The sequence below is a fragment of the Salinirubrum litoreum genome (genome assembly GCF_020567425.1).
In the GTDB taxonomy this organism is placed as follows: domain Archaea; phylum Halobacteriota; class Halobacteria; order Halobacteriales; family Haloferacaceae; genus Salinirubrum; species Salinirubrum litoreum.
Map to the genome: position 1 here is coordinate 1,100,662 of NZ_JAJCVJ010000002.1, position 24,216 is coordinate 1,124,877.

General features: G+C 69.4%; 26 protein-coding genes. 13 read left to right on the forward strand and 13 right to left on the reverse strand.

Annotated elements, in window-relative coordinates; translation table 11 throughout:
* Positions 1–64: 64 nt before the first annotated feature.
* Entirely contained in the window at positions 65–688 is a 624-nt protein-coding gene (locus LI337_RS14055; RefSeq protein WP_227230480.1) for a methyltransferase domain-containing protein, read from the forward strand.
* Positions 689–1,209: 521 nt separating this feature from the next.
* Here the strand turns inward: LI337_RS14055 and LI337_RS14060 are convergent.
* From LI337_RS14060 to LI337_RS14090, 7 genes are all read right to left on the reverse strand, one after another.
* Complete coding sequence (locus LI337_RS14060; protein WP_227230481.1) at positions 1,210–1,494, reverse strand: DUF5808 domain-containing protein; 285 nt, start codon at positions 1,492–1,494, stop codon at positions 1,210–1,212.
* Positions 1,495–1,581: 87 nt separating this feature from the next.
* Positions 1,582–3,285 carry a bifunctional N(6)-L-threonylcarbamoyladenine synthase/serine/threonine protein kinase gene (locus LI337_RS14065; protein ID WP_227230482.1) on the reverse strand — a complete coding sequence of 568 codons (1,704 nt, stop codon included), beginning with the start codon at positions 3,283–3,285 and terminating at the stop codon, positions 1,582–1,584.
* 6 nt (positions 3,286–3,291) lie between these two features.
* Positions 3,292–3,597: a 30S ribosomal protein S24e gene (locus LI337_RS14070; RefSeq protein ID WP_227230483.1), complete on the reverse strand. Its 306-nt coding sequence runs from the start codon at positions 3,595–3,597 to the stop codon at positions 3,292–3,294.
* 360 nt (positions 3,598–3,957) lie between these two features.
* Positions 3,958–4,515, reverse strand: coding sequence for a magnesium transporter (locus LI337_RS14075; protein ID WP_227230484.1), 558 nt, complete (start codon positions 4,513–4,515; stop codon positions 3,958–3,960).
* Positions 4,516–5,094 (reverse strand): magnesium transporter, encoded by a 579-nt coding sequence (locus LI337_RS14080; protein WP_227230485.1) that lies wholly within the window; start codon positions 5,092–5,094, stop codon positions 4,516–4,518.
* Between the two features lie 84 nt (positions 5,095–5,178).
* Positions 5,179–6,813 (reverse strand): hypothetical protein, encoded by a 1,635-nt coding sequence (locus LI337_RS14085; protein ID WP_227230491.1) that lies wholly within the window; start codon positions 6,811–6,813, stop codon positions 5,179–5,181.
* 132 nt (positions 6,814–6,945) lie between these two features.
* A complete protein-coding gene (locus LI337_RS14090) occupies positions 6,946–8,379 on the reverse strand; it encodes a glycosyltransferase family 4 protein (protein ID WP_227230493.1) in 1,434 nt (477 codons plus the stop codon).
* A gap of 94 nt (positions 8,380–8,473) precedes the next feature.
* Between LI337_RS14090 and LI337_RS14095 the strand changes: the two genes are divergently transcribed.
* From LI337_RS14095 to LI337_RS14105, 3 genes are read left to right on the forward strand one after another with little or no spacing between them, the layout of a single operon-like run.
* Positions 8,474–9,472, forward strand: coding sequence for a glycosyltransferase family 2 protein (locus tag LI337_RS14095; protein WP_227230494.1), 999 nt, complete (start codon positions 8,474–8,476; stop codon positions 9,470–9,472).
* Between the two features lie 26 nt (positions 9,473–9,498).
* Positions 9,499–10,749 (forward strand): non-hydrolyzing UDP-N-acetylglucosamine 2-epimerase, encoded by a 1,251-nt coding sequence (gene wecB / locus LI337_RS14100; RefSeq protein WP_227230495.1) that lies wholly within the window; start codon positions 9,499–9,501, stop codon positions 10,747–10,749.
* Positions 10,746–12,035 (forward strand): nucleotide sugar dehydrogenase, encoded by a 1,290-nt coding sequence (locus LI337_RS14105; protein ID WP_227230497.1) that lies wholly within the window; start codon positions 10,746–10,748, stop codon positions 12,033–12,035. The genes wecB and LI337_RS14105 overlap by 4 nt, the downstream gene beginning before the upstream one ends.
* A gap of 3 nt (positions 12,036–12,038) precedes the next feature.
* On the opposite strand, the gene aglF is transcribed toward LI337_RS14105, so the two are convergent.
* Positions 12,039–12,764 (reverse strand): UTP--glucose-1-phosphate uridylyltransferase AglF, encoded by a 726-nt coding sequence (gene aglF / locus LI337_RS14110; RefSeq protein ID WP_227230498.1) that lies wholly within the window; start codon positions 12,762–12,764, stop codon positions 12,039–12,041.
* Positions 12,765–12,891: 127 nt separating this feature from the next.
* Between aglF and LI337_RS14115 the strand changes: the two genes are divergently transcribed.
* The 8 genes from LI337_RS14115 (at position 12,892) to LI337_RS14145 (ending at position 18,289) form a co-directional block, all read left to right on the forward strand.
* The gene (locus LI337_RS14115) at positions 12,892–13,827 is read left to right on the forward strand and encodes a DUF7857 domain-containing protein (RefSeq protein ID WP_227230499.1); all 936 of its coding nucleotides are present in this window, start codon (positions 12,892–12,894) and stop codon (positions 13,825–13,827) included.
* Positions 13,824–14,477: a nucleotide-binding protein gene (locus tag LI337_RS14120; RefSeq protein ID WP_227230500.1), complete on the forward strand. Its 654-nt coding sequence runs from the start codon at positions 13,824–13,826 to the stop codon at positions 14,475–14,477. The genes LI337_RS14115 and LI337_RS14120 overlap by 4 nt, the downstream gene beginning before the upstream one ends.
* Positions 14,478–14,555: 78 nt before the next feature.
* On the forward strand, positions 14,556–14,918 hold the full coding sequence (locus LI337_RS14125) for a high-potential iron-sulfur protein (protein ID WP_227230501.1): 363 nt from the start codon (positions 14,556–14,558) through the stop codon (positions 14,916–14,918).
* Between the two features lie 46 nt (positions 14,919–14,964).
* Positions 14,965–15,090, forward strand: a complete 126-nt coding sequence (locus tag LI337_RS19965) for a hypothetical protein (protein WP_264475007.1) — start codon at positions 14,965–14,967, stop codon at positions 15,088–15,090.
* Between the two features lie 100 nt (positions 15,091–15,190).
* Positions 15,191–15,580 carry a ferredoxin Fer gene (fer, locus tag LI337_RS14130; protein WP_227230503.1) on the forward strand — a complete coding sequence of 130 codons (390 nt, stop codon included), beginning with the start codon at positions 15,191–15,193 and terminating at the stop codon, positions 15,578–15,580.
* 101 nt (positions 15,581–15,681) lie between these two features.
* Positions 15,682–16,686, forward strand: a complete 1,005-nt coding sequence (locus LI337_RS14135) for an A24 family peptidase (protein WP_227230504.1) — start codon at positions 15,682–15,684, stop codon at positions 16,684–16,686.
* A 77-nt stretch (positions 16,687–16,763) separates the two neighbouring features.
* Entirely contained in the window at positions 16,764–17,132 is a 369-nt protein-coding gene (hisI, locus tag LI337_RS14140; protein WP_227230506.1) for a phosphoribosyl-AMP cyclohydrolase, read from the forward strand.
* Positions 17,132–18,289 carry a DUF7118 family protein gene (locus LI337_RS14145; RefSeq protein ID WP_227230507.1) on the forward strand — a complete coding sequence of 386 codons (1,158 nt, stop codon included), beginning with the start codon at positions 17,132–17,134 and terminating at the stop codon, positions 18,287–18,289. The genes hisI and LI337_RS14145 overlap by 1 nt, the downstream gene beginning before the upstream one ends.
* 312 nt (positions 18,290–18,601) lie before the next feature.
* Here LI337_RS14145 and LI337_RS14150 read toward each other — a convergent pair whose 3' ends face one another.
* A complete protein-coding gene (locus LI337_RS14150; protein ID WP_227230508.1) occupies positions 18,602–19,930 on the reverse strand; it encodes a cytochrome P450 in 1,329 nt (442 codons plus the stop codon).
* Positions 19,931–20,005: 75 nt separating this feature from the next.
* Between LI337_RS14150 and LI337_RS14155 the strand changes: the two genes are divergently transcribed.
* Positions 20,006–20,404, forward strand: coding sequence for a DUF7994 family protein (locus tag LI337_RS14155; protein WP_227230509.1), 399 nt, complete (start codon positions 20,006–20,008; stop codon positions 20,402–20,404).
* 47 nt (positions 20,405–20,451) lie between these two features.
* Here LI337_RS14155 and LI337_RS14160 read toward each other — a convergent pair whose 3' ends face one another.
* The 4 genes from LI337_RS14160 to LI337_RS14175 form a co-directional block, all read right to left on the reverse strand.
* Entirely contained in the window at positions 20,452–21,585 is a 1,134-nt protein-coding gene (locus LI337_RS14160) for a thiolase family protein (RefSeq protein ID WP_227230510.1), read from the reverse strand.
* A 380-nt stretch (positions 21,586–21,965) separates the two neighbouring features.
* Positions 21,966–23,027, reverse strand: coding sequence for an aminotransferase class I/II-fold pyridoxal phosphate-dependent enzyme (locus tag LI337_RS14165; protein ID WP_227230511.1), 1,062 nt, complete (start codon positions 23,025–23,027; stop codon positions 21,966–21,968).
* 60 nt (positions 23,028–23,087) lie between these two features.
* Complete coding sequence (locus LI337_RS14170) at positions 23,088–23,540, reverse strand: hypothetical protein (RefSeq protein WP_227230513.1); 453 nt, start codon at positions 23,538–23,540, stop codon at positions 23,088–23,090.
* A 5-nt stretch (positions 23,541–23,545) separates the two neighbouring features.
* Entirely contained in the window at positions 23,546–24,076 is a 531-nt protein-coding gene (locus tag LI337_RS14175; RefSeq protein ID WP_345777762.1) for a universal stress protein, read from the reverse strand.
* Positions 24,077–24,216: the final 140 nt, after the last annotated feature.

Here is a 24,216-nt window from a genome sequence, read left to right on the forward strand (position 1 = left end):
TATCCCGGCCGCAGGGCCGCCGAAAATCCGCACCGTTATGTCCCGCCAGTCGTAACAGAAGTCAATGGGAGTCCTCGAGAACAAGGCACGGGCGCGCCTGTTCTACAAGTACCTCTCGAAGGTGTACGACCGGGTCAACCCCTTCATCTGGAACGAGGAGATGCGCGACGAGGCGTTGACGTTCCTCGACATCCAGCAGGGCGACCGCGTCCTCGACGTGGGCTGTGGCACCGGCTTCGGCACCGAGGGGTTGCTGCAGTACACTGACGACGTCCACGGGTTGGACCAGAGCGTCCACCAGATGGAGAAGGCGTTCCGGAAGTTCGGCAAGCACGACCAGGTCCGGTTCTACCGTGGCGACGCCGAGCGGTTGCCCTTCGCCGACGACAGCTTCGACACCATCTGGTCGTCCGGATCGATCGAGTACTGGCCGAACCCGGTGGACGCGCTGGTGGAGTTCCGCCGCGTCGTCAAACCCGGCAACAAGGTGCTGGTGGTCGGCCCGGACTACCCGAAGTCGAGTGTGTTCCAGAAACTGGCCGACGCGATCATGCTCTTCTACGACGAGGAGGAGGCCGACCGGATGTTCCGGGAGGCCGGCTTCGTGGACATCGAACACCACATCCAGCAGCGCAAACCCGGCAGTCCGCGCGCGATCACGACGGTCGCGCGAGCACCCGACGAGTAGTTACAGCACGCCTCTGCCACCGTCCTCGCTACTGTGGCTGTTTCGGTGACCGCGACTGGACCAGTCGGTGTCTATGCCCCGGACCGGCCTCTATGACAACTGATAGCACTGCGACCGCGACAACCACCGTACCACAGGCAGCGACAGCACCGCTACTCGTCGTAGCGCACCTCTGGCACGGTCGCACCCCCGACCGCCACAGCACCGAACCACAACCGCACAGCACCGCACCTCGTCTTCCCCAGCCTCGCTCGGCGCTCTCCGCACCGCCTGCGCCGACCTCCACCGTCAGCGGCACGTTCTGACAGTGGTCGAGCGGTCGGGGGCTTTCACCCCTCGTCGGCCGCGATTCGTGTAGCACCGACCGCGTCGACCGGGCGCTTTCACCACTCGTCGTCCGCACCCGACTCGACCGAGTTCACAGCACAGACCTGTTCGACCGAATAATTGGACCAACTGTAACGACCCGCGTTCACCTCGAAAAGAGCCTCACAGTCCCAGCCGACTCGACGATCCGATTCTCAGTCGTCGTCGACGACCACTTCGACCGGGCCGTCGTCGCCCTCGGCCTCTGCGGCGCTCTTCTCGGCGCTCTGGCGCTCCTGCCAGAGCAGGCCGCCGGCGACGAGCACCACGAGCCACGACCGCCAGTTGGCGAGGTTCAGCGTGTAGCCGATGCCGAACGGTTTCTTCACCAGCATCCCCTTGCCGGGTTGCCAGTAGGAGGAGAGCATCCGCCCGACGCTCGGGCGCTCGAAGTTGTACGGGATACCGAAGATCTTGCCGGACTCGGGTTTGTCTGCCATACGACCAGGGTACGCCGCGTCGGGATAAAGAGTTTTGGCTGTCAGTCACCCGACGAGCCACGTCGACGTCCCGCACTCGACCGCGACCTACTGATACCGACCCCGGCCCTCGATCTCCCGCAACCGGTCGAGCGTCGCCCCGGGACCGGTCTCGGCGTAGCCGGCTTCGACCGCCGACAGCAGTGGCTCCGGATCGTCGGTGGTGCCGACGACCGACTGCTCGAAGACGTGGAGGTCCATCGCGTGGTCCTCGACGTGCCCCGAGTGGAAGCCGAGACCGAAGTCGATGAGGTAGACGCGGTCCGGTCCCGGATCGGAAGCGTCGTCGCCCGTCTCGGCGGTGTCGCCACCCGCTGGCCCGGTCACTCGCGCGTTCCGGGTCGTCGGGTCGCCGTGGACGAGTTCGGCCGCGTGGAGTCGCCCGAGATGGCTCCCGACCTGTCGGACGCGGGCCGGCGACAGCCCACGGGCCAGGTCACGGTCGCCGACCGCCGAGAACGTGATGGTCGCTTTCTGTCTATCTACGTCGCGCACGAGGGGTGTGGGAACGCCCTGCCGGCGTGCCTCGCTCGTCAGGCGTGCCTCCGCGACCGTGCGCTCTCGGCGGAGTCGCTCGTCCAGTTCCGGATGTCGGTACGTCTTCGGGAGGCGACGCTTGACGACCGTCTCGTCCACGAACTCGACGGTCGCCTCCGCACCCCGGAGGTCGGCCGCGTCGGCAGACGCCTCGCCACCGGTGTCGGCCGCCGACCGGTCGTGTAGGCCACGTGCGACCGACTCCTCGCCGGAGCGCCACGTCACTGGTACCTGATCGGGCCGGAAGTTCGGGTCGATGGCCGACGCCTCGATCGCGATGGTGTCGCCGGCCGCGAGCATCTTCGCGCCCGTGACGGCGATCATGCCGGCGTTGTCCCGGAGGAACCGCGGGTCGGGGGCGTAGAACGCCGCACCGCGTGCCTCGCACATCTCCGACAGCATCTCGCGGAGGCGGGCGTTCTGTCCGACGCCGCCGCCGAGGACGAGTTCGTCCGTGCCGGTCAGCGAGAGGGCGCGCTCGGCCACCTCGGTCAGCATGGCGAAGATCGTCTCCTGCAGGCCGGCACAGACGTTCTCGACGGGTTCGCCGTCGTCCACCGCCTGCTTCGCGGCGGACATGATCCCCGAGAAGGAGAAGTCCATCCCCTTCACGACGTACGGGAGGTCGGTGTACTCGCCGTCTTCGGCCGCCGCCTCGACCTTCGGCCCGCCGGGGTGGGACCACCCGACGTGGCGGGTGAACTTGTCGATGGCGTTGCCGACGCCGGTGTCCATCGTCTCGCCGAGGACGCGGTAGCGGCCGCCGTGGTAGCCCAAGAGGTGCGCGTTCGCGCCGGAGGCGTTCAGACAGACCGGCGAGTCGAAGCCGGACTGGTGGCGACCGATCTCCAGGTGGGCGACCATGTGGTTGACGCCGACGAGTGGCACGCCGAGTCGCCCGGCGAGGGTGCGGGCGGCGGTGCCGACGATGCGGAGACAGGGACCGAGTCCGGGCCCGCGGGAGAACGCGACCGCGTCGATAGCCGGATCGTCACGCGACTCCCCGGCCTCGTCGGCCAACTCGCGGGCGTGGTCGAGGGCGGTGGCGATCACCTCGGGAATCGCCTCGCCCATGTGCTCGGCGGCCTCGCGGGGGTGAATCCCGCCGCTGTCGGGTTGGTAGGCGTCGGACTCGATGAAAACGTGGTCGCGGTCGGTCTCGAACACCGCGGCGCTGGCGGCCCACGCCGTCCCCTCGATGCCGAGAATCCGCATTCGGGCTTATGCTTCTTCGGCGTCCGCTTCGGCGTCGCCGATCTTGTTCCGGTCGAGCATGTAGTCCTGCTCGACGTCGCGGGCGAACTCGGGGCTGTCGTAGATCTTCGCGTAGCCCACCGTCTTGCGCATCCCGAACTTCGTGTCGAGTTCGTGGACGACGACCTCGTCGGAGTCCTTGTCGAGTTTCGCGGCGAGACTGTCGCGGACCGAGAGCCGGGAGGGGCTGGCGTCCTCGTGGACGATCTCGAAGCGAACGTCGGTTCGGTGCAACATGGGGTTCTCCTCTTCGCTGATGATGTCGATCTCCATAGTTCAGTTGTCGGTAGTTCGTCCCGAACCGACCAAAAGGATTTCGAAGGACACGGCGGAGACGGCGAGTCGTCCGGATTCCGGGTGTCCACGGAACTCGGTTTCGACCGGTGCGTCTCCGACTCGTCCGCCTCCGACAGTGTCGACCGAGTACCCGTCGGCCGATTCGACTGAACACTCGGTCCGGACCCGACCGAACACCCACCTACCGAATCGACCGAACCCCGTCTGCCGTCGTCCTCGTCGTCCTCGTCGTAGTGCACCGAGTCCCACGCCATCCTGTCACGAACCCCCTCGTTTCGACTGGAGAATCGCCGGACACACACGCCACGGAGAAACCAGCCGCGAGTTCACGACAGTTCACACGAACAGTTGCGCGGCGGCGAACAGCACCACCACGCCGAGCACGTCACAGACGTTCGTCACGACCGGGATCACCACGTCGTCCGGATCCAACTCGAACCGGTAGGCGGCGTAGGTGGCGATCAGCGTGACGACGACCGCCAGCACCGCGAGCGCGATGCCCGAGGAGAGCGCGACCAGCAAGACGGTCCCGACCGACAGCGACGTGTCGCCCGCCAGCCCCGTCAACAGCCACGCGCCGACGCCGATCACCGGGAACACCGTCACCGCCAGCGCGACCGTAGCGACCGCGTTGCCCGCCAGCAGATCGTCGGTGGGGTCGAACGACAGCAACCCGAGGTGAAAGGCAGTCGAGAGGCGGGCGGCGAGCACGCTCCCGAGGTTCCCCGCCGTGCCGATCGTCACGGGCACCAGCACCAACAGCGAGGGGTACCGGAGCAGGTCCGCCTCGAAACTCCCCAAGACGAGTCCGCTCCCGATCTCGACCAGTGTCAACACGAGCAGCACGGGTAGCATCGCCCGCGTGATCGCCCGGACGGTCCACTCGGTGGGCACTCACCCCACCCCCAGGCCGAGGACGATGCGCACCGCCGCGAGCAGAAACAGCATCCCGAACACGTCGCCGGTGGTCGTCACCAGCGGCCCGACCAGCGTGTCCGGATTTCGGCCCCGCCGGTAGCCCGCGAAGACGACCGTGACCACGACCGCGATCAGCACCCCGCCGGACAGCAGACCGGCCACGAGCGCGATGGCGACCAACCGCGCCAGCGGCGCGACCTGTGCGTCGAGGCCGACGAGGATCAGGTACGCCACGGTCGCCGCGAAGACGCTCGCCAGCAGGCCGTTCGCCAGTGCGGCGGCCGCCGCGGCCCGGAGTCGGTGGTCGCCGGCCCGGACGCGCGGTTCGATCAGCCCCTGGTGGAGCGCGGTGGCGATGCGCGCGCCGAGACTCCCGTAGACGTTCCCGCGCGTGGCGAGCAGTGCCGGCACCAAGACGAGCAACCCCGGTACTGCCCGGAGTTCGGCGCGCATCCCGCCGAGGACGACCCCGGCGAGGAGACCGCCGACGAGACTCGCGGCCAGCGCGGGCAGCGCCTCGCGGTAGGCCTCGACGGCGACCTCTCGCACACTCATCGTCGGGGAGACGACCGGGAGGGTAAAAAGTCGGGCGTGTGCCGCGTTCACACGATGGCGGCCGGTGTGTCCGGCGACCGCCGCTCAGCGCTCCTCGTCGTCGCCGAACTCGAACTCTGAGTCGTCGTCGGTCCCCGGTCCGCCTTCGGTCTCTCGCTCGGTTCCGCCGGACGCGGCGTCCACGTCCTCGGTCTCGGTGGTCTCACTGCCCTCGATCCCCTCGTCGCCACCGTCGTCACTGCTCTGATCGCCGTCGCGGTCACTGGCCTCGCTACCTCCACCGGCGTCACCGCCACTACCCTCGTTACCTCCACCGCCAGCACCGCCAGCACCGTCGGCTCCGTCCTCACCGTCGTCACCGCCACCCAGTCGCCGGAGGACGGCCGCCCCGGCGAGTGCGATGGCACCGCCGACGACCGCCGCGCCGCCGACGAGTCCGATGGGGAACCCGCCGCCCGAGCCACCCGGCGGCGGCGTCGTCCCGGTCGGCGTCGGTGTCGCGGTCGGCGTCCCGGTCGCTGTCGGCGAGTCGGCATCGGTCGGCGTCGGGGTCGCGGTGGGTGTCGGCGTCCCCGAGACGCTCGGGTCGGCACCGACGAACCACGCCGAGTTCACGATCGTCGGGCCGCCGAGGACGAACCGGCCCGCGTCGCCGAGTGCGACGCCGGTCGCGGTGTTCGACGCACTCGGGCCGTAGGTCGACTCCCACGCGAGACCTCCGTCGCTCCCGACGCGGGCGGCCCACGGTCGCTCGTCGCCGTCGACCGTCCGGGTGCCGGCGACGACGACGCCCGCGTCCGGCGACCCTTCGGGGCCGCGAACTCCGCCGTCGACCGCCGTGAGTCGCGTGTCGGCCGCGTCGATCACGGTCTCCCAGCGCTTCTCGCCGTCGGGAGTGAGTCGGACGACGAGTCCCTGGTTCCCGCCGAGAGTGCCGGCGACGAGGGTATCGCTCTCGCCGATCGGGACCGCACCGCCGACGGTCGCGTTCGAGAGGTAGCCGAACCGCTGAATCTCGCCGAACTGGGCGCGTTCGTCGATGTCGGCGACGAACACGAGCGTCGGGGAGTTGGTCCGGCGCTGTTCGCCGACGAGTCGGTACTGGCCGTCGGCGGTCTGTACCACGTCGGTCGGGACGATACCGTCCCGGCGCTCCACGCGGCGGCCGAGTTCCGCCCCGTTCGGCCGGTACCGAGAGAGCGCGGGTCGGATCGGCCGTTCTTCCGCCTGTCGCCAGCCGACGACGAGGATGGCATCGCCGACCCGGCCGATTCCGGTCGCCATGTCGCCGGCGGCGTCGAGTCGCCAGCGCTCCCGGCCCTCACTGTCGAGTGCCAGCACGAACGGCGTCGGGATACCCTCCGCGTCGGTGCGGACGCCACAGGCGTAGTACTGGCCCGCGTCGGTCGTGAGCGCGGTCGCCGTCAGGTCACCGTCCGGCGAGTCGAACGTGCGCCGCCAGACCTGTTCACCGGCCGCGTTGAGGCGGCCGAGGACGACGGACCGACTGTCATCGGAGGTCTCGGCCGGGACGGTGCCGAGGTAGGTGTACCCGTCGCCGAGTCGGACGAGGCCCGCGAGGTCCGGTGTGTCGGCGTCGCGGGTGCGCCACGCGACACCCGGCGCGGTCGCCTGTGCGCTCGCCGTGGTCGCCGAGGCGGCAGTGACGCCGGCCACGCCGAGTGCGCGGAGCGTGTCACGTCTCGTGAGTGTCTGCATACGAGAACTGAACAGCAGCCGGTACATCGGTGTTGTGCAACGTATAAGATAACATTCATATTTTGGGGTCGAGGGCTCTCGTCTCTCGTCGTTCGTGGCTCGTTCGACAGACTCCGCGTCACACGACGAGTGTCACCTCTCGCCGCCAACAACCGACAGCCCCTCGCCCTCGTACGAACCCGAAGTTCGATCACACACCTCGTCGTACACCGCAACCAACCGCTTCGCGTCCCGGTCCCAGTTGTACTCCGCCTCGACCGCAGTACGCCCGTTCCGCCCCAACTCGCCACACAACCCGGCGTCCCCACACAGTCGCCGGATCGCGTCGGCCATCGCGTCGTGATCGCCGGCCGGCACGACCAGCCCCGACTCGGTCTCGTCGACGATCCGGGCCAGGGGCGCCACGTCGGTCACGACCACCGGCTTCCCCGTCGCCATGTACTGAAACAGTTTGTGCGGGACGGTCGTCTCGGTGTGGGGCGTCCTCGCGTGCGGGACGAGACAGGCGTCGCTGGCGGCGACGTAGCCCGGCACCTCCTCGAAGTCGACCCAACCGGTGATCGTCACCCGGTCTCCGACACCCAACTCCGCGATCAGCGCGCGAAGCTCCGACTCGGTGGTCCCGCCGCCGCCACCGACCAGCAGGAGTTCGACGCCCGATTCGAGCGCTGCGACCGCCCGGATCGCGGTGTCTAACCCCCGGTGGGCACCGAAGCCGCCGACGTAGCTGACCGTGCACACGTCCGACGCCGCGTCCGGTCCCGAGTCCACTGTGCCGGTCGGACGGACACTCCCCTCTCCACGGCCGCCACCCGGCGTGAACTGCGCCAACTCGACCGTGTTCGAGACGACCGTCACCCGCGAGGGGTCGGCACCGCAGTCCCGCAGGTAGTGGTCCCGCGCCTCGGGGACGACCGTCAGCACGTGGTCGGCCCGTCGAACCCACCGGCGTTCGAGGCGCTGCCACCGACTCCGGGGGAACAGTCGGCGTTTCAGCCAGCCGAGCGGCGACGACCGGAACCCGCGTGTCGTCCGTCGCCACTGGGTCACCGCCTCGGGGTAGTTCTCGTGCAGGTCGAGCACGACCGGCGTTCCGAACAGCCGACGCGCCAGCAGGGCGGTCCCCCCAAGCGGGAGGTCGTGGACGTGGAGCACGTCCACCGGGTCGCGCCGGTGGAGTCGCCGGACAGCGACGAGCCAGCGCGGGTGGATCGCGGTCGGGAGGTTGATCCCGGCGCTGGCGAGCCACGCCGCCCGGCCGGATCGCGTCTCCCGGTCCAGTCGGACCACCGACGCCCCGGCGACCGTCTCCCGCTTCGGACGGTCTGCCGGCCCGCTCGCGACGACCGTCACCCGGTAGCCCGCCGTGCGGAGTGCGGTAACCTCCTTCCGGACCCGGATGTCAGGCGGGAACGCACCCGGCAGGAGCATACAGACGTGGGGCGCGTGGTCGGCACTGGTTGCGGTCTCGGCACTGTCGGCGCTGTCGCCGGTGTGGGCGCTGTCTGCACTCCCGGAGTCGGTGTCTCCCGGCGTGTCCGCGTCCGTCTCCCCGCTCCGTGTCACACCGAATCCACGCGACGGTCGCTGTTGAGTATGCAGGTGCTACGACCCGACAGGCACGATATACTAAGTTCGGCCGGACGCGTCGTGTCACCAGATGCCGCTCGTCAGTGCTCTCATCCCGACGTACGACCGTGCCGAGTTCGTCGCCGGCGCGGTCGAGTCCGCCCTCGCACAGACCCACCCCGACGTGGAGGTCGTCGTCTGCGACGACGGGTCGACCGACGAGACGAGCGAGGTGCTCGCGCAGTTCGCCGCCGACGACCGCGTTCGCGTGGTACACCACGAGACGAACCGGGGTGTCGCGGCCGCGAACAACACCGCCGCCGCCGCCGCGACCGGCGACTTCTACTGCATCCTCGGCGACGACGACCGCTGGCACCCCGAGAAGGTCGAACGGCAACTCGCCCGCTTCGCCGACGCGCCCGACGACTGCGGCCTGGTCTACACCGGCGGCGTGCTGGCGAGCGACGAGCGCGTCACCCGCGAGTACACGCCGAACCAGCGCGGCGACGTCTACCCCGACATCCTGCGCCGGTTCGACCTCCACCCACACTCCAGCCACATGCTCCGCCGCGAGGCGTTCGAGTCGATCGGTGGCTTCGACGAGTCGATGCCGCGCGGCGTCGACTGGGAGTTCACCATCCGACTGGCCCGCGAGTGGACCGTCGAGTACGTCGACGACTGCCTGACGCGGCGCACCTTCCACGAGGGGAACCTCTCGGAGTCGCCCGACCAGTCGTTCGTCCACCGACTGATCTGGGAGCGACACGGCGACGAGATTCGCCAGCACCCCGGGATCGAACGCGGCTTCCGTCAGGACTTCGACCGGATGTTGCTCCTGCGTGCCCTCAAGGACGGCGAGTGGTCGCGGGCGACCCGGTACGGCCTCCGGGCCCTCCGCAGACAGCAGGACCGCCGCGCGCTCCTCATGTTCGGACTCGGCGTGGCCGGGCCACTCGGCTACCGGGTCGCCGCTCCGCTCCGCCGAACTGCGGTGGATCGCGCCACCGCCTTCGACTACCCGGACTGGGCGACCGTGGCGGCGATCGCCCCCGAGTCGGCGTCGGAGCCGGAGTATGCGGCGGCTAATTAAGCACGCCCGGTGCCAGTGATCGACCGATGAACGGGCGTCCGAGTTCGACGGGGGCGTCGGCGGACTCGTCAACCGACAGGTCGGTCGACGCCGCGACCGACACGGCCGACAGACCGACCGCCCTGCTCGTCGTCGGGACCCGACCCGAACTGGTCAAGATGGCACCCGTCTGCCGCGCGTTGTCGGACGCCGACTGGCGGGTTCGACTCGTCCACACCGGCCAGCACTACGACGAGGCGCTCTCGGACACCTTCTTCGAGACACTCGGTCTCCCGACGCCCGAGACCAACCTCGGCGTCGGCAGCGGGAGCCACGCCGCACAGACTGCCCGGACGATGGTCGGCGTCGAACGACTCCTCGACGGAAGCCCGACCACCGACGCGAACTCGCCAGCGGATGCCGATCCACCGACAGTCGTCCTCGCACAAGGGGACACGAACGCGGTCGTCGGCACCGCACTCGCGACCTGTAAGACGCCGGTCCCCTTCGCACACGTCGAGGCCGGACTGCGGAGCGGCGACCGTGCGATGCCCGAGGAGGTGAACCGCATCGTCGCGGACCAGGTCGCCGACCTGCTGTTCGCGCCGACCGACGAGGCCCGCGACAGCCTGCGGCGCGAGGGTGTCGCCGACCGGCCTACACAGCAGGTCCACGTCACCGGCAACACGGTCGTCGACGCCTGTCTCGCTCACCGCACGGTCGCCGAACGCGAGTCGTCGGTGCTCGCCGCTCTCGGTCTCACGCCCGGCGAGTTCGTGCTCGCCACGATCCACCGACCGCGAAACACCGACGATCACCCCCGCCTCCGCCGGATCGTCGGCGCACTCGACGGTGCCCCGTTCCCGGTCGTGCTCCCGGCACACCCGCGAACGCGCCGCGCGATGGAGTCGGCCGGGATTCGGCCGACCGGCGCACTTCGCGTCACGGACCCCCTCGACTACCTCGACTTCCTCCGTCTGCTCGACACGGCCCGTGTCGTCGTCACCGACTCCGGCGGCGTGCAGGAGGAGGCGTCGGCACTGGAGACGCCGTGTCTCACGGTCCGGCCCCACACCGAGCGTCCGGAGACGGTCGCGGCCGGCGTCAACGAACTCGTCTCGCCGGCCGAACTCGCCGGGCGACTCCGGACCGTCTTCGAGACCGACGCCGAGTCGATGGTCGGCGCGACCGACCTCTACGGCGACGGGCGGGCCGGCGAGCGCATCGTCGGCCTGCTCTCGGCGGCCTTCGGCGTCGACTCCGGGAGAGAGACCACCGTCTCGGAGGTGACAGAGTGAGGCTCTGTGTCGTCGGTCTCGGCCACGTCGGCCTGCCGCTCGCGCTGCTGTTCGCCCGCGAGCACACGGTCGTCGGCGTGGACGTGGACGAGCAACTGGTCGCGGCGCTGAATCGCGGCGAGCTATCGGCCGAGGAACCGGCGATCCGCGCGTTGTTCGAGCGCGTCCGGGCCGACTTCACCGCCCGAACCGCCCCGGTCCCGGCCGACGCCTACCTGCTCGCCACGCCGACACCACTCGACCCCGAGGCGAACGCGGCCGACCTCTCTGCGGTGATCGCGGCGACCGAGTCGGTCGGCGAGGTGCTCTCGCCCGGCGACCTCGCCGTCCTCGTCTCGACGGTCCCGCCGGGGACGACCGACGAACTCGTCGCGCCCCTGCTGGCCCGCACCGCCGACACCGACGACTTCCTGCTCGCTCACTGCCCGGAGCGCGCCCTGCCGGGGAACACGCTGGCGGAGATGACCGCCAACAGCCGACTCGTCGGCGGCGTCGACGCGGCCTCGACTGCGGCCGCGAGCGACCTCTTCGGGGCGGTCGCCGAGGGACCGATCCACGAGACGACGGCCCGTCTCGCGGAGTTCGTGAAACTCACCGAGAACACCTACCGCGACGTGAACATCGCCCTCGCGAACGAACTGGCGACGGTCGCCGAACGTGTCGGCGTCGACGGCCACCGCGCCATCGACCTCGCGAACGAACACCCTCGCGTCGCGGTCCACCGGCCCGGGCCGGGCGTCGGCGGCCACTGCATCACCATCGACCCGCTGTTTCTCGCGCAGTCGGCCCCCAGCACTCGGCTGATCTCGACCGCCCGCGCGGTCAACGACGGGATGGCACACCACGCGGCCGGACTCGTCCGCGAGACGCTCCGCGACGCGTTCGCGGCGTCGATGCCGGTCGACCGCCGACCGACCGTCACGCTCCTCGGTGTCGCCTACAAGGGCGACGTGAGCGACACCCGCGAGACGCCTGCCCTGCCGATCACCCGTCTCCTCCAGAGCGCCGGCTACGAGGTTCGTGTCTACGATCCGCACGTCGAGTCGTTCGCGGTCGACCCGGTGGCACTCGCCGAGGCGGTGACAGACAGCGACTGCCTCCTGCTCGTCACCGACCACGCGGCGTTTCACGACCTCGACCCGACCGAGGTGGGCGAGGCGATGGCGACCCGGACGCTGGTCGACACCCGGAACCACCTCGACGCCGACCGGTGGCGCGAGGCGGGGTTCTCGGTACGAGTGCTCGGCGACGGGCGGGACTCGCCTGGTCACGGTCGGGAGTCGTAGGGGTCAGTTCGCGTCGACGCGGGTCGACAGTCGCCGCTCGGCACGGTCGCGGTCCTCGGGGTAGCCGACGTCGACGCGCCAGCCGTCCATCTGAATCGCGTCGATCCGCCGACCGCTCTCGATCAGGAGGTGGATCGCGTCGGTCAGTTCGTACTCGCCACGGTCGGAGGGCTGGACGAGTCGGCAGGCGTCGAAGATCGCCGGCGAGAAGCTGTAGAAGCCGGTCATGACGAGTCGGGACGGCGGGTCGTCCGGCTTCTCGACGACGTCGACGATCTCCCCGGCGTCGTTCGTCACGCAGACGCCGTACCGACTGGCGGCCGACTCGGACACTTCCTCCACGAGAAACGCGGCGTCGGTGTCCGACTCGCGCTGTCGCCGGAGCACGTCGCCGAGGTTCGCCCGAAAGACGTTGTCGCCGAGCATGACGAGAAAGTCGTCGTCGACGTACGGCTCGGCGGTCAGCAGGGCGTGTGCCAGTCCCTGCTGTTCACGCTGGTGTGCGTAGGTGATCGGGACGCCCCGGAACTCGTCTTCGTAGTGGTCGATGATCTGCTCTTTCCGGTGGCCGACGACGACCACCAGCGACTCGACGCCGAGTGCGGCAAGTTGGGAGAAACAGTGGGTGAGGATCGGGACGCCGGCCACCTCGACCAGCCCTTTCGGTCGGTCCGCAGTCAGCGGGCGGAGTCGCGTCCCCTCGCCGGCGGCCAGCACGACGGCTTGCATACCCGGAGAGACGACCGCACACGGTACTGTTATGTCCCGACTGCCGGCGGGTCCTCCGTGTTAATCGCGGCCTACCCGGTCGCGCTCCGCACGAGGGTTTATCCGAGAGACCGGGACCACCGCCGGTATGGACTGCGACTGTGCGGTGACCACCGCCGCAGGGGTGGCTTTCGTCGGCATCCGCCTCCGGAACCCGACACCGGTCGCGCGGCGGGTCCGCGTCGAGAACCGACTCGCCGGGCCCCTCCTGCCGCCCCGAGCCGAGGGTGTCCCCGACGCCGGGTGGGACGAGACCGGTGTCTCGGTCGTCGTCCCGCCGCACGAGAGCCGACCGCTGGGCTACGCCTGTCCGCTCGACGTAGCGACCGACGACGCCGCGTCGGCCCGATCGCTCGTCGATCCGGAACTCGCCGATCCGGAACTCGCCGATCCGCCTGCGGCGGTCGTCACAGACGAGCGAGCCTCGGAGTCGGACGAGACCACGAACCGTTCGGCCACCGACCAATCTCGCTCCATCGTCGACGACCCTCGTTCGGCCGCCGCCGCCGCCGACGACGACGACGAGAGCGTCCGCGCAGTCGTCCGTGACCTCGGCCGCCCCGCACCGCCGCGTGACGCGGTGCCGGCTCCCGACTCCGCTCCCGTCGCCGACTCCGATTCGGCGGGTGACGACGAGCGCCGACCGGCGCTCGCCGTCCTCGACGCGACCGCCGACCGCTCGACGACCGGCACTCCCGACACGTCCGACGGCCACGCGACCACCGACCCCCGTCACACGCCAGACGACCACGAGGCGTCGGCAGACAGCCTGCCACCGCCGGTCGCGGCGTGGCTCACCGCGATCGAGGGTCGGATCGAGAGCGCCGAACGACTCGACCCGGACACCTCGGTCGCGACGGCGACGCGGGCAGTCGAGGCGAGCGACGTCCCGCCGTCCCACCTCCCGGCACGAGTCGCCGAGGACCGCCGCCGACTGCGCGCGCTCGCCGACCGGATCGACCGACTCGTCGCACGCGCCGAGTCGGCGTCGGTACCGACCGACCACCTCCGGAGGCTGTCGTGATCCTCGCGGTCGCGGGCGGGAAGGGCGGCGTCGGCAAGTCCACGGTGGCCCTCTCGCTGGCGGCGGCGACCGACGCGGTGCTGGTGGACGCCGACCTCGGGATGGCCGACCTGCCGACCGGTCGCGGGCCGGACCTGCACGACGTGCTGACCGGGCGTGCCGACCCCTGCGAGGCGGTGCGTGGCGGCCCGGTTCGACTCGTCCCCTGCGGGCGGAGTCTCGCGGGTGCGCGGGCCGCCGACGTCACGCGCCTCGCCGACGCGGTCGACACGCTCGCCGACGAGTTCGGCGACGTCCTCGTGGACTGTCCGGCGGGGCTGTCGGCCGACGTGGGCGTCCCGCTGGCGGTCGCGGACGCCTGCCTGCTGGTCGCGTCACCGCACCGGTTCGCGCTGGCCGACGCGATCCGGACGCGGGAACTGGCCCGGGAACTCGACGCCGGTCTCGTCACCGTCGCGCTGAACCGCGCTGGCGAGGATCCGCCGACTGCGGCCGTCCGGCGCGCACTCGGCGCACCGGTCGTCGCGGTGCCCGAGTCCGACGCCCTCCGGCGGTCGGTGTCGGCGGGCGACCCCGTCGCTCCGTCCGAACCCTCGCCGGCAGGCGGTGCTGTCGCCGAACTCGTCGCGGCACTGGAGCACTGTCGCTGAGAGTCGGGCAGTTCGGCCGGGCAGACGCCGCCCCCGACGAGCGTGCCGTACATGAGTCTCGGGGCCCTACACCCGTCGATGACAGGCGACCCGAACCGGCTGCGGCGACGACTGCTCGCGGCGACCGCTGCGGCAGTGACGGCTGGACTCGCAGGCTGTGCGAGCGGCGGCGACAGACCCACGCGGACCACACCGACGCCGACGGTGCCCGAGGAGTACGTCACCGCCACCTCGCTGAACGGCCGAGCCAGAAGTCCGGGATCACTCGCCCCGCAGTCGGCGGTGCAGTATCGGGACAGCCCGGTCGACGGCCAGCAGTGTTCGACCTGCCAGTTCTACATCCCGGACAAGAACGGCGACGGCAGCGGCGCGTGCAGCATCGTGGAGGGGACTATCGCACCCGAGGGCTACTGTACGAGTTACGCCCCGCAGCGAGAGTGACGCTCTCCCGTCGAGCCACCACGTCGGCGGCCCGGAGGCACGCTCGGTGATCGTCGCGAACACCGGATCGACGGGTGAATCGGGGCTGTGGACCTCGCCGCTCGTCGCCGACGACCGGACGACGACCCGGGACGGTTCCGGCGCGACTGGGCCGGTCCTGCCCCGGCGGTGACCGGTCGCCATCGGCGGGTCGAATTCGCCAGCCGTCGGCGCGACTCGGAGTCGTGAGCGAACAGCAAGGTCTAACAGGATGGGCCCCGAATCAGCGCGTGATGCCCACGGTAGAATACCTCAACTACGAAGTGCTCGACGACAACGGGTGGGACCTCGACGACGACGATCTCTTCGACAAGGCGGCCGGCGCCGGCCTCGACGAGATGGACTACGGTGAACTCGACGTCAACGAGGGCGAGTACATCCTCGAAGCGGCCGAAGCGCAGGGCTACGACTGGCCCTTCTCGTGCCGCGCGGGTGCCTGTGCGAACTGCGCAGCCATCGTCAAGACGGGCGAGATCGACATGGACATGCAGCAGATCCTCTCCGACGAGGAGGTCGACGAGAAGAACGTTCGGCTGACCTGCATCGGTTCGCCCGCCGCAGACGAGCTTCAGATCGTCTACAACGCGAAGCACCTGGACTACCTCCAGAACCGCGTCATCTGAGGCTCCCGATCCCGACCCTTCTTTCGCCGCACTCCCTCAGCCGTGGCGCTGGCGACTGCCAAGAGTAACGCCTTTCCACCTCCCGCCCGCCGGTCGAGACAGTGCCGACCTCGTTGACGACTCTCGCCTCGCTCCCCGACCTCCTGCGACTCCTCGCGGTCCCGGTCCTCGGGTGGGCCGCCTACCGGGATATCCAGACGCGCCGAGTCCCGAACCGGACGTGGCTCCCGCTCGGCGTGCTCGGCCTCATCCTGCTGGCAGTCGATCTCTGGGCCGTCGTCCCGCCGACGACGTTCACCGACCGACTCGTTCTTCTGCGGACTGCGATCAGTCTCGGCTTCGTCGCGCCGCTCGCGTATCTGTTCTGGCGACTCGGTGGGTTCGGCGGGGCCGACGCGAAGGCGCTGATCGTCCTCGCCGTCCTCTTTCCGACGTTCCCGACCTACTTCCTGCCGGGGGTCGCGCTCCCGGTCGTCGTGCCGACGCTGGGGGTCTTCTCGATGACGATCCTGACGAACACGGTCGTTCTCGGACTGGCGTACCCGCTCGGTGTGGCGCTCCGGAACGTCCTGCGCCGAGATTTCGCGCCCGTCATGCTGTTGGGTCACCGCTCGGAGGTCGTCGACCTCTCGGAGGCACACGGCCGACTCATGGAGACGACCGAGGGGTACACGCGCTCCGGCCTCGATCTGGACGCGCTCCGGATGTACCTGCGCTGGCGCGGGACGACGCTCGCCGACCTCCGGGCCGACCCCGAGAACCACCGCGATCCGACGAGTGTCGGCGAGACGTACGAGCCGACCGACGGCGCGGTGAACGCCGCGTCCGGCGGACAGCCGAGCGAATTCGGCGGACCACACGCTCCGGCCGAGGTAACCGCCGACGACCCGTGGGCCGCCGAGCGCTTCTTAGACGAGATCGAGGGGTCGGCCTACGGCACCGACGCCGAGACGCTCCGCGAGGGACTGGCGGTCGTGACCGATCGGGAGTTGGTGTGGGTCTCGCCGGGGATCCCCTTCGTCGTCCCGATGTTTTTGGGGCTGGTGGCGGCGCTCACCTACGGCGACCTGCTCGTCGGTCTGCTGGGGTCGCTCGGCCTGTTGTGAGCAGTGGTCGAGCACAGACCGGGTGCGAGAGGGACCGACACACAAGACCTATCGGTCGCGCCCGTCTCCCATCGCCCATGACGGAGACGCCCGCGCTGGACTTCGGCGACGACGGCCTGGTGCCCGCAGTCGCACAGGACGCCGACTCGGGGGAGGTGTTGATGCTCGCGTACGCTTCACGGGAGGCGGTCGAACGCACCCGCGAGACCGGGCTGGCACACTACTACTCCCGAAGTAGGGACGAACTCTGGCAGAAGGGTGGCTCCAGCGGCCACACCCAGGCCGTCTCGGAGATCCGGGTCGACTGTGACGGCGACGCCCTGCTCTACCTCGTCGAGCAGACCGGCGGCGCGTGTCACACCGGGTACCGGTCCTGTTTCTACCGGACCATCGACGGCGAGGCGGTCGGCGAACAGGTGTTCGATCCCGACGACGTGTACGAGTGATGTCCGGGGGCGAATCGACAGCCGACCTCACGGACGCCTCGGGACTCGTGACCGCGATCCGGGAGGCACACGACCGCCGCCGGCGGATCGAGTCCGAGATCGAAGACCACGGGGAGGCGACGGTTCGGCAGGTCGCGGACGCCTACGACCGGGCGACCGACCTGCTCGACCGGTACGAGGACAGCGCCACCGGCACGGGCAGAGAGAACTTCAAATCCTACGTGGAGTTCCAGGAGGCGTTTCTCGAACTGACCGAGGACCTGCCCGAGGACCTGCCGCACCGCGACGCCTTCGAGACGGCCAACGACGGGTTCGACAAGCGCCGCCTCTCCGAATCTGACTTCGAGCGTGCTCGGGAGTTGCTGTCGCCTGTCGCGGACGTCGCGGGCCTGCTGGATCGCCGGACAGCGGCGAAGACGGCGCTCCGAGACGCCCGGTCGGACGCCCGCCGGCGGCAGTCGAAGCTGTCGGATCGGATCGAGGAACTGGAGCAGTTGACCGCGCTGGGTGACGCCGATCTGGACGCGCCGGTCGGGGAGTTGCGCGAACCGATCTCGAACTACGACGAGGCGGTCCGGGAGGCCTTCCGGACGTTCCGGCGGGAGTCGAGCGCCCGCCAGGTGCTGGCGTTCGTGCGCGACACCGGACAGTTCCCGCTGGTCGACTATCGCCAGCCACCGAACGATCTGTGGGAGTACGTCCGGTCGCACGCGGCGGGTGCAGAGTCGGTTCCGCAACTCCTGGAGTACGCGGGCTACTCGCAGTCGAAGTTAGATCACTACGTCGACGACCCGACCGCGCTCCGGACGCGGGTCGGCACCCACCGGACCTACCTCGAACGGCTGGACGCCGACCCGCTGACGGTCGGGTGGCCGCCACCGGCGGCAGACCACCTGCGGTACCGGCTCTCGGAACTGATCGCGGTCGTCGGTCGGTTCGCGCCGGAGTCGGTCGTCGCGGACCTGCGGAGTCTGCGGTCGCTGACCGACGATACCGAGTGGTACGCCAGACTCCGAGAGTCGGCGCTGGCCCGGACCGAGTTGGGCGAGGACGAGCGCGAGCGACTGGCGTCCGGGCAGGTCGCCGAGGAACTGGACGCGTGTCGGACAGCACACGAGGAACTCGCGGACGCGCTCGCCGAGTACGAGACCGAGTGAGACGACCGGCCGAAAGTTCTGCTCACGACAGACTCACCAGTCAGACGGGCTGGCGCGACCCTGTGTCGCGCCGACGGTCGCAGGTCGGCCATCGCTGATCTGACTGGTCCACCGGGTGTTGCGTGGACCTTCACAGATTCCACCGGGTGGGACTTTCACCTCTCGTCGTTTACGACAGCCTCAACCGAGTGATCACCGACCGCCTCGATTCGATTCCCGTCGTCGCCGACCCGACTCGATTCACCACTCGTCGTCAGCGACAGATTCTTGCGAGTCCTACTCTCCGACCGACGAATCAAAAGGGAAAACGTCTCACCGACGATGAACACGCAGTTCGACCGGGCCGTCCGGTCGAAGCGTGATCGACGGCGAGTACGACAACTCCTCCGTGACCGCCTCGAACGAATAGTCGCGGGCCATCGTCGCCAGCGCCAGCCGCGCCTCCTGCATCGCGAACCGGTCGCCGATACAGCGCCGGGGACCGCCGCCGAAGGGGAAGTAGGCGAACTTCGGTAGCGCCGACCGCATCTCGTCGGTCCAGCGCGCAGGCCGGAACTGCTCGGGGTCGTCGTACCACCGGGGGTCGCGGTGGACGACCCACTGCTGGACCGAGACGGTCGCGCCCTCCGGAATCCGGTACCCGCCGAGTTCGACCGGTTCGGCCGCCTCGCGGACGAACCCCTGCACCGGTGGCCGGACGCGCATCCCTTCCTCGACGACCTGTTCGGTGTACGTGAGATCGTCCAGATCGTCGTGGGTCGGCGTTCGGTCGTCGAGGACCCGGTCGGCTTCGGCGTGGAGTGGCTCCGCCTGCTCGGGGTTCGTCGCCAGCAGGTGGAGCGTGTAGCTCAACGCGAGGGCGGTCGTCTCGTGGCCGGCGAGCAGGAGCGTGACGACCTCGTCGCGGATCAGTTGGTGGTCCACCTCGTCGTGGGCCTCGCTCGCCGCGAGGAGCATCGACACCACGTCGCCGTCGCCCGGTTCGTGGTCCGCGATGATCCGGTCGGCGATGCGTTCCAGGGCGTCCAGTGAGCGCCGGTAGCGCCGGTTGCCGGGTGTCGGCACCCACTCCGGGACGTCCACCGGTCGCTTCATCCGGCGCTCGCCGCGATCCATGACCGCTTCCAGCGCGTCCGCGATCTCGTCTTCCATCTCGGTCACGTCGGCGTCGAACAGCGCCGTCGCGGCGATCTCGACGGTCAACTGCATCATGTCCGCGTGGACGTTCCGAACCTCGCCGTCCGCCCACTGCTCGATGGTTCGCTCGGTGTACTCGGCCATGATCGGCGCGTACTCGGCCAGTCTGTCGGGGCCGAAGGCGGGTTGGATACGGTGGCGCTGGCGTCGCCAGAACTCACCTTCGTTCGTCAGCAGGCCGTCGCCGGTCACGTCGCCGAGCGACGCCTGAAACAGGTCACCTTTGACGAACGACTGGTTCCGGTGGACCAGCAACTCCTCGATCAACTCGGGCGAACTCAACTGGTAGAACGGTTCGCCGCCGACCTCGTAGTACGCGACCGGGCCGTACTCGCGGGCGGTCTCGACGTAGAAGTCGAGAGGGTCGCCGGCGAACTGGTGGGTGTTGCCGACGACCGGGAGCGCGTCGGGACCGGGCGGTCGCTCCGAGGGGTCTGTGGCCATACAGAAACGGTCCCGGCGTGGGAAGTTGGTTCTTTCGTCGACAGCTATAACAGATCACTGGAGGAACGGGAGTCCGTGAAACAGTCCTCCTTCCGCTACGTCGCCGTCCTCGATCTGCTACTCGTCGGCCTGCTCGTCGCTGCCTTCGGCCCGCAGGCGGTTCTCGCCACGCCGGTCGTACCGGCGATGACTCTCGCGGGTGTCCTCTTGTTCGTCGGCGGGAGCGTCGAGGAGTCGTCGCTCGGGCCGGTCACGCTGTCGTGGCGACAGCTCCTCGGTGCCGGCTACGTCCTCGCCGCAGTCGCGATCTCGTCGGTGTACGTCGGCGAGGGACTCGCCGGTTCGGCGACCGGTCGGGACCTGTTCTTACTCGTCGTCTCCTCGCTCGGGGCGCTGACGCTGGTCGTCGTGGGAGTCGAGGTGGCCCGCGACGGGGAGCACTTCGCGGTGACGCCGACGGTCGGAACGGAGTGACGCCAGCGCCGAAACGAGCCGAGAGGTGGCGTGACGGGGTCGGCGATCTATCGGACGAACTCGACGGCCGCACCCTGCCCGAAGCCGACACAGAGCGTGGCGAGGCCGCGATCCGAGTCGCGCTTCTGCATCTCGTGGAGCAGCGTCACGGGGAGGCGTGCGCCGGAGGCACCGAGCGGATGACCGAGTGCGATCGCGCCGCCGTTGACGTTGAACTGCTCCTCGGGGATGCCGAGTTCGCGTCGGCTGTAGACACACTGGCTCGCGAACGCCTCGTTCAGTTCGACGAGGTCGTAGTCGTCGATGGTCGTGCCGGCACGGTCCAGCAGGCCGCGCGTGGCCGGGACCGGACCGATCCCCATCACGGTCGGATCGACGCCGGCGACGTTGTTCGTGCCGACCTCGGCGAGGATATCGAGACCGTGGTCTTCCGCGAAGGACTTGGAGGTGACGAGCGTCGCGGACGCGCCGTCGGAGATTTGCGAGGAGTTGCCCGCGGTCACCGATCCGTCGCCGGTGAACGCCGGCGAGAGCTTCTGGAGCGTCTCGAAGCTGGTGTCGTAGCGGATGCCCTCGTCGGTCTCGACGAGACCGTCGTCGGTCTCGACCGGGACGATCTCGTCGTCGAAGCGGCCGGACTCGGTGGCCTCGGCGGCGCGCTCGTGGCTCTGGACGGCGTACTCGTCCTGTGCCTCGCGGGAGACCTCGTACTCCTCGGCGACCTTCTCGGCGGTCATCCCCATCTGGAGCTGGAAGACGTTGTAGCGGTTCGACAGCTCCGAGTGGAGGTGCTGGTAGGAGTCGCCGTCCATCGGGACGCGGGACATGTTCTCCACGCCGCCGGCGACGATGCAGTCGCGGTTGCCCGCCGCGATGGCGTCCGACGCGGAGATGACCGACTGCATCGAGGAGGCACACCAGCGGTTGATCGTCGTCGCCGGGGTGCCCTCGCCGAGTTCGGAGAGCAGGGCGATGACGCGGGCGACGTTGTTGTCCTGTTCGGCGCGTTGCTGGGCGACGCCCCACATCAGGTCGTCGACGTGGTCCGCCGTGAGGCCGGTCTCGTCGAGGATGTGGTCGATGAGCGTGACGGAGAGGTCCTCGGAGCGCGTGTCGGCGAAGACGCCGCCGTCTTTTCCTTGCGGGGTGCGGTGTGCGGCCGCGATGACTGGTGTTGGCATACGCGCAGGTCGGTCGTCCACCATGATAAATCCGGGAGAACCTGCTGTAGGTGGTCATCGGTTTACCGGAGCGAGTCGGGTGTCGTGAGTGTGGGGGTCCCCGTCTCTGTGCGTCGATCTACGAGCGCGGCAAAGTACCGCGACTGCTGCTGCACTGCGAAGCGCGACTGCGACAGCTACTACACCGCACGCTACGATCACAACAACACCAGCACCGCACCTCGACCTCCCCAGCCTCGTGACGCTCTCCGCACCGCCCGCGTCACTCCCTCGCGTCTGGCGAGAGGCACGCTCTCGGTGGCGCACTCTCCTCGATCCCGGTCGACACACCCAATCGAGTTCACACCGACGACGCAGCCAACAAAACACACAAAATCGACTTACAGCACGTTCTCGACGCGCGCCAGCCCCTCCTCCAGTACGTCCGTTTCGACGCCGAAGCCGATCCGGAAGTAGCCATCGAACCCGAACGTGGTCCCGGGAGCCAGCACGACACTCTCCTGCTCTACGACCTCTCGACAGAACGCCTCGGCGTCGTCGAACCCCTCCGGCACCGTCACGAAGCCGTTCACGCCGACCGGATCGTACCACTCCAAGCCGTGCCGATCCACGAACTCGCGGACGATCTCACGGTTCACCCCGGCCAACTCGCGGTTCTCCCGCAGGATCGTCTCCTCGCGCCGACCGGTGGCCTGTTTGGCGAGATGCTGCCCGAAGATAGACGGTGAGATCGTCGTGTAGTCCTTCCAGCGCACCGCGTCCGCGACCACCTCGCGGGAGCCGACGATCCACCCGAAACGCAGGCCCGCGAGTCCGTAGGCCTTCGTCAGACTCGCGGTGCTGATGCCCCAGTCGCCGAAGGAGGCGACCGGCGGGAGGGGGTCGTCGGCCAGCAGTCGGTACACCTCGTCACAGAGCAGGTAGGCTCCGGCGTCGGCCGCGTGGTCGTAGACCGCCCGCATCGTCGCCTCGTCGTGGTAGCGGCCGGTCGGGTTGTTCGGGTTGACGACGACCACAACCGCCGTGTCCGGTCGAATCGCGTCGGCCACTGCGTCGGGGTCGAGCGACCAGTCCGGCGGCGAGAGCGACACCTGCGTCACCTCGCCGAAGGCCTCCGGCACGGCGTACAGCGACTGGTAGGTCGGCGTGACGACCACGGCGTGCGACCGGTCGCTGCCCATGAGCGCGAGAAAGGCGAGGAAGTTCGCCTCCTGCGTGCCACAGGTGAAGGCGATCTCGTCGGAACCACGGTCGTATCTGGCGGCCATCCGCTCCCGAAACGCGGGGTCGCCGTCGGTCGGGATGACGTAGCCCAGTTCGCCGGGATCGAGGTCGAACCGGGAGGCGTCGAGGCTCCGGATGCCGCTCTCGGCGAGCATGATCTCGGCGTCGTGTTCGTACTCGTCGAACCAGCGTTCGAGCGCGAACGGGGCGATGTCCATACTCTCTCTGCCGTCCCGGCGGGCAAAACGGTTCGCCCTGCGGTGGTCACCCCCGGTCAGTCAGTCGAGTCGGTGCCGCTCTGCACCGAGCACCCCGGCGACCGCACCGAGCAGCGCGTTCGGGAGCGTCACACCGCACCCGACGACGACCGCGATCAGGGCGGGACTCCCGAGTCGCGGGATCACGAGACCGAAGGGGACGAGTCGTGTCTCGCCCGTCGCCAGTGTCAGTACCACGCCGGCCGGCACGACCGCCAACGCGACCACGCAGGCGACCAGCAACCCGACGACTGCGCCACGGTGGACGGCCGACTCGACCCCCGCGGCGGTGTCACTCGCAACGCGCCTGTCGGTCGCCCCGGTCGCGTCGGTCTGTGTGACCAGCCACCCGGCGACCGCACTCCCCAGCAATCCGCCGCCGACGCTGACACGACCGGAGAGGAGATAGACGACCAGTTCGAGCGCCAGCGCTAGGCCGACGCCTGCACCGACCGCCCCGAGTCGGGACGCCACGGGGACTACGACTCGCCGTCAGCCGAGTCGTCGGCCGTGGCACTGTCGCTCGCAGCCGAGTCGTCGGTCGCCGGCGTCGCCGGGTCGCCCCCCGCGTGTTCGCCCTCGGCCAGCACGTTTCGGACGACCGTCACCGGCACCGGCGAGTTGCGGACGACCGACTCCGCGACACTGCCGAGCAGGATGCGCGAGACGCCCTTTCGCCCGTGACTACCCATCACGACGTGGTCGAAGCGACCTTCCTCGGCGAAGTCGACGATGGTCGAGGCCGGGCGGCCGACCTCGGTCTCGGTGTCGAACTCGCGGCCGAAGTCGTCACCGACGCGGTCGAACAGTTCGTCTGCCTGTCCCTTGGCGTTCTCGTACCACTGTTCTGCGCCGCTGGGGATGCCGCCGGTCGCGCCGTAGCCCGCTTCTACCGGATCGATGACGTGGAGGAGCGTCACGGCCGCTTCGGGCCACTCTTCGACTGCGAACGCCAGCGCGCGACTCGACTCCGGTGACCCGTCGATCGGGACGAGGATGTTGGTGGGCATACCGCCGTCTACGACCGCCGACAGGTAAAAGTCGGCCACGCCCGGGAGACTTCGGCCACGCGCACCTCGCGGTCGTCCAGCGGGCGACCGTGACCTTCCGAGAGACGTGTGCGGCGGGCGACCGTGACCTTCCGAGAGAC

Excerpts from the sequence above, each read along its gene's own strand:
- LI337_RS14055 (WP_227230480.1), top strand. The coding sequence starts at position 65 with ATGGGAGTCCTCGAGAACAAGGCACGGGCGCGCCTGTTCTACAAGTAC.
- LI337_RS14060 (WP_227230481.1), bottom strand. The coding sequence starts at position 1,494 with ATGGCAGACAAACCCGAGTCCGGCAAGATCTTCGGTATCCCGTACAAC.
- LI337_RS14065 (WP_227230482.1), bottom strand. The coding sequence starts at position 3,285 with ATGCGGATTCTCGGCATCGAGGGGACGGCGTGGGCCGCCAGCGCCGCG.
- LI337_RS14070 (WP_227230483.1), bottom strand. The coding sequence starts at position 3,597 with ATGGAGATCGACATCATCAGCGAAGAGGAGAACCCCATGTTGCACCGA.
- LI337_RS14080 (WP_227230485.1), bottom strand. The coding sequence starts at position 5,094 with ATGAGTGTGCGAGAGGTCGCCGTCGAGGCCTACCGCGAGGCGCTGCCC.
- LI337_RS14085 (WP_227230491.1), bottom strand. The coding sequence starts at position 6,813 with ATGCAGACACTCACGAGACGTGACACGCTCCGCGCACTCGGCGTGGCC.
- LI337_RS14095 (WP_227230494.1), top strand. The coding sequence starts at position 8,474 with ATGCCGCTCGTCAGTGCTCTCATCCCGACGTACGACCGTGCCGAGTTC.
- wecB (WP_227230495.1), top strand. The coding sequence starts at position 9,499 with ATGAACGGGCGTCCGAGTTCGACGGGGGCGTCGGCGGACTCGTCAACC.
- aglF (WP_227230498.1), bottom strand. The coding sequence starts at position 12,764 with ATGCAAGCCGTCGTGCTGGCCGCCGGCGAGGGGACGCGACTCCGCCCG.
- LI337_RS14115 (WP_227230499.1), top strand. The coding sequence starts at position 12,892 with ATGGACTGCGACTGTGCGGTGACCACCGCCGCAGGGGTGGCTTTCGTC.
- LI337_RS14125 (WP_227230501.1), top strand. The coding sequence starts at position 14,556 with ATGACAGGCGACCCGAACCGGCTGCGGCGACGACTGCTCGCGGCGACC.
- fer (WP_227230503.1), top strand. The coding sequence starts at position 15,191 with ATGCCCACGGTAGAATACCTCAACTACGAAGTGCTCGACGACAACGGG.
- hisI (WP_227230506.1), top strand. The coding sequence starts at position 16,764 with ATGACGGAGACGCCCGCGCTGGACTTCGGCGACGACGGCCTGGTGCCC.
- LI337_RS14145 (WP_227230507.1), top strand. The coding sequence starts at position 17,132 with ATGTCCGGGGGCGAATCGACAGCCGACCTCACGGACGCCTCGGGACTC.
- LI337_RS14150 (WP_227230508.1), bottom strand. The coding sequence starts at position 19,930 with ATGGCCACAGACCCCTCGGAGCGACCGCCCGGTCCCGACGCGCTCCCG.
- LI337_RS14160 (WP_227230510.1), bottom strand. The coding sequence starts at position 21,585 with ATGCCAACACCAGTCATCGCGGCCGCACACCGCACCCCGCAAGGAAAA.
- LI337_RS14165 (WP_227230511.1), bottom strand. The coding sequence starts at position 23,027 with ATGGACATCGCCCCGTTCGCGCTCGAACGCTGGTTCGACGAGTACGAA.
- LI337_RS14175 (WP_345777762.1), bottom strand. The coding sequence starts at position 24,076 with ATGCCCACCAACATCCTCGTCCCGATCGACGGGTCACCGGAGTCGAGT.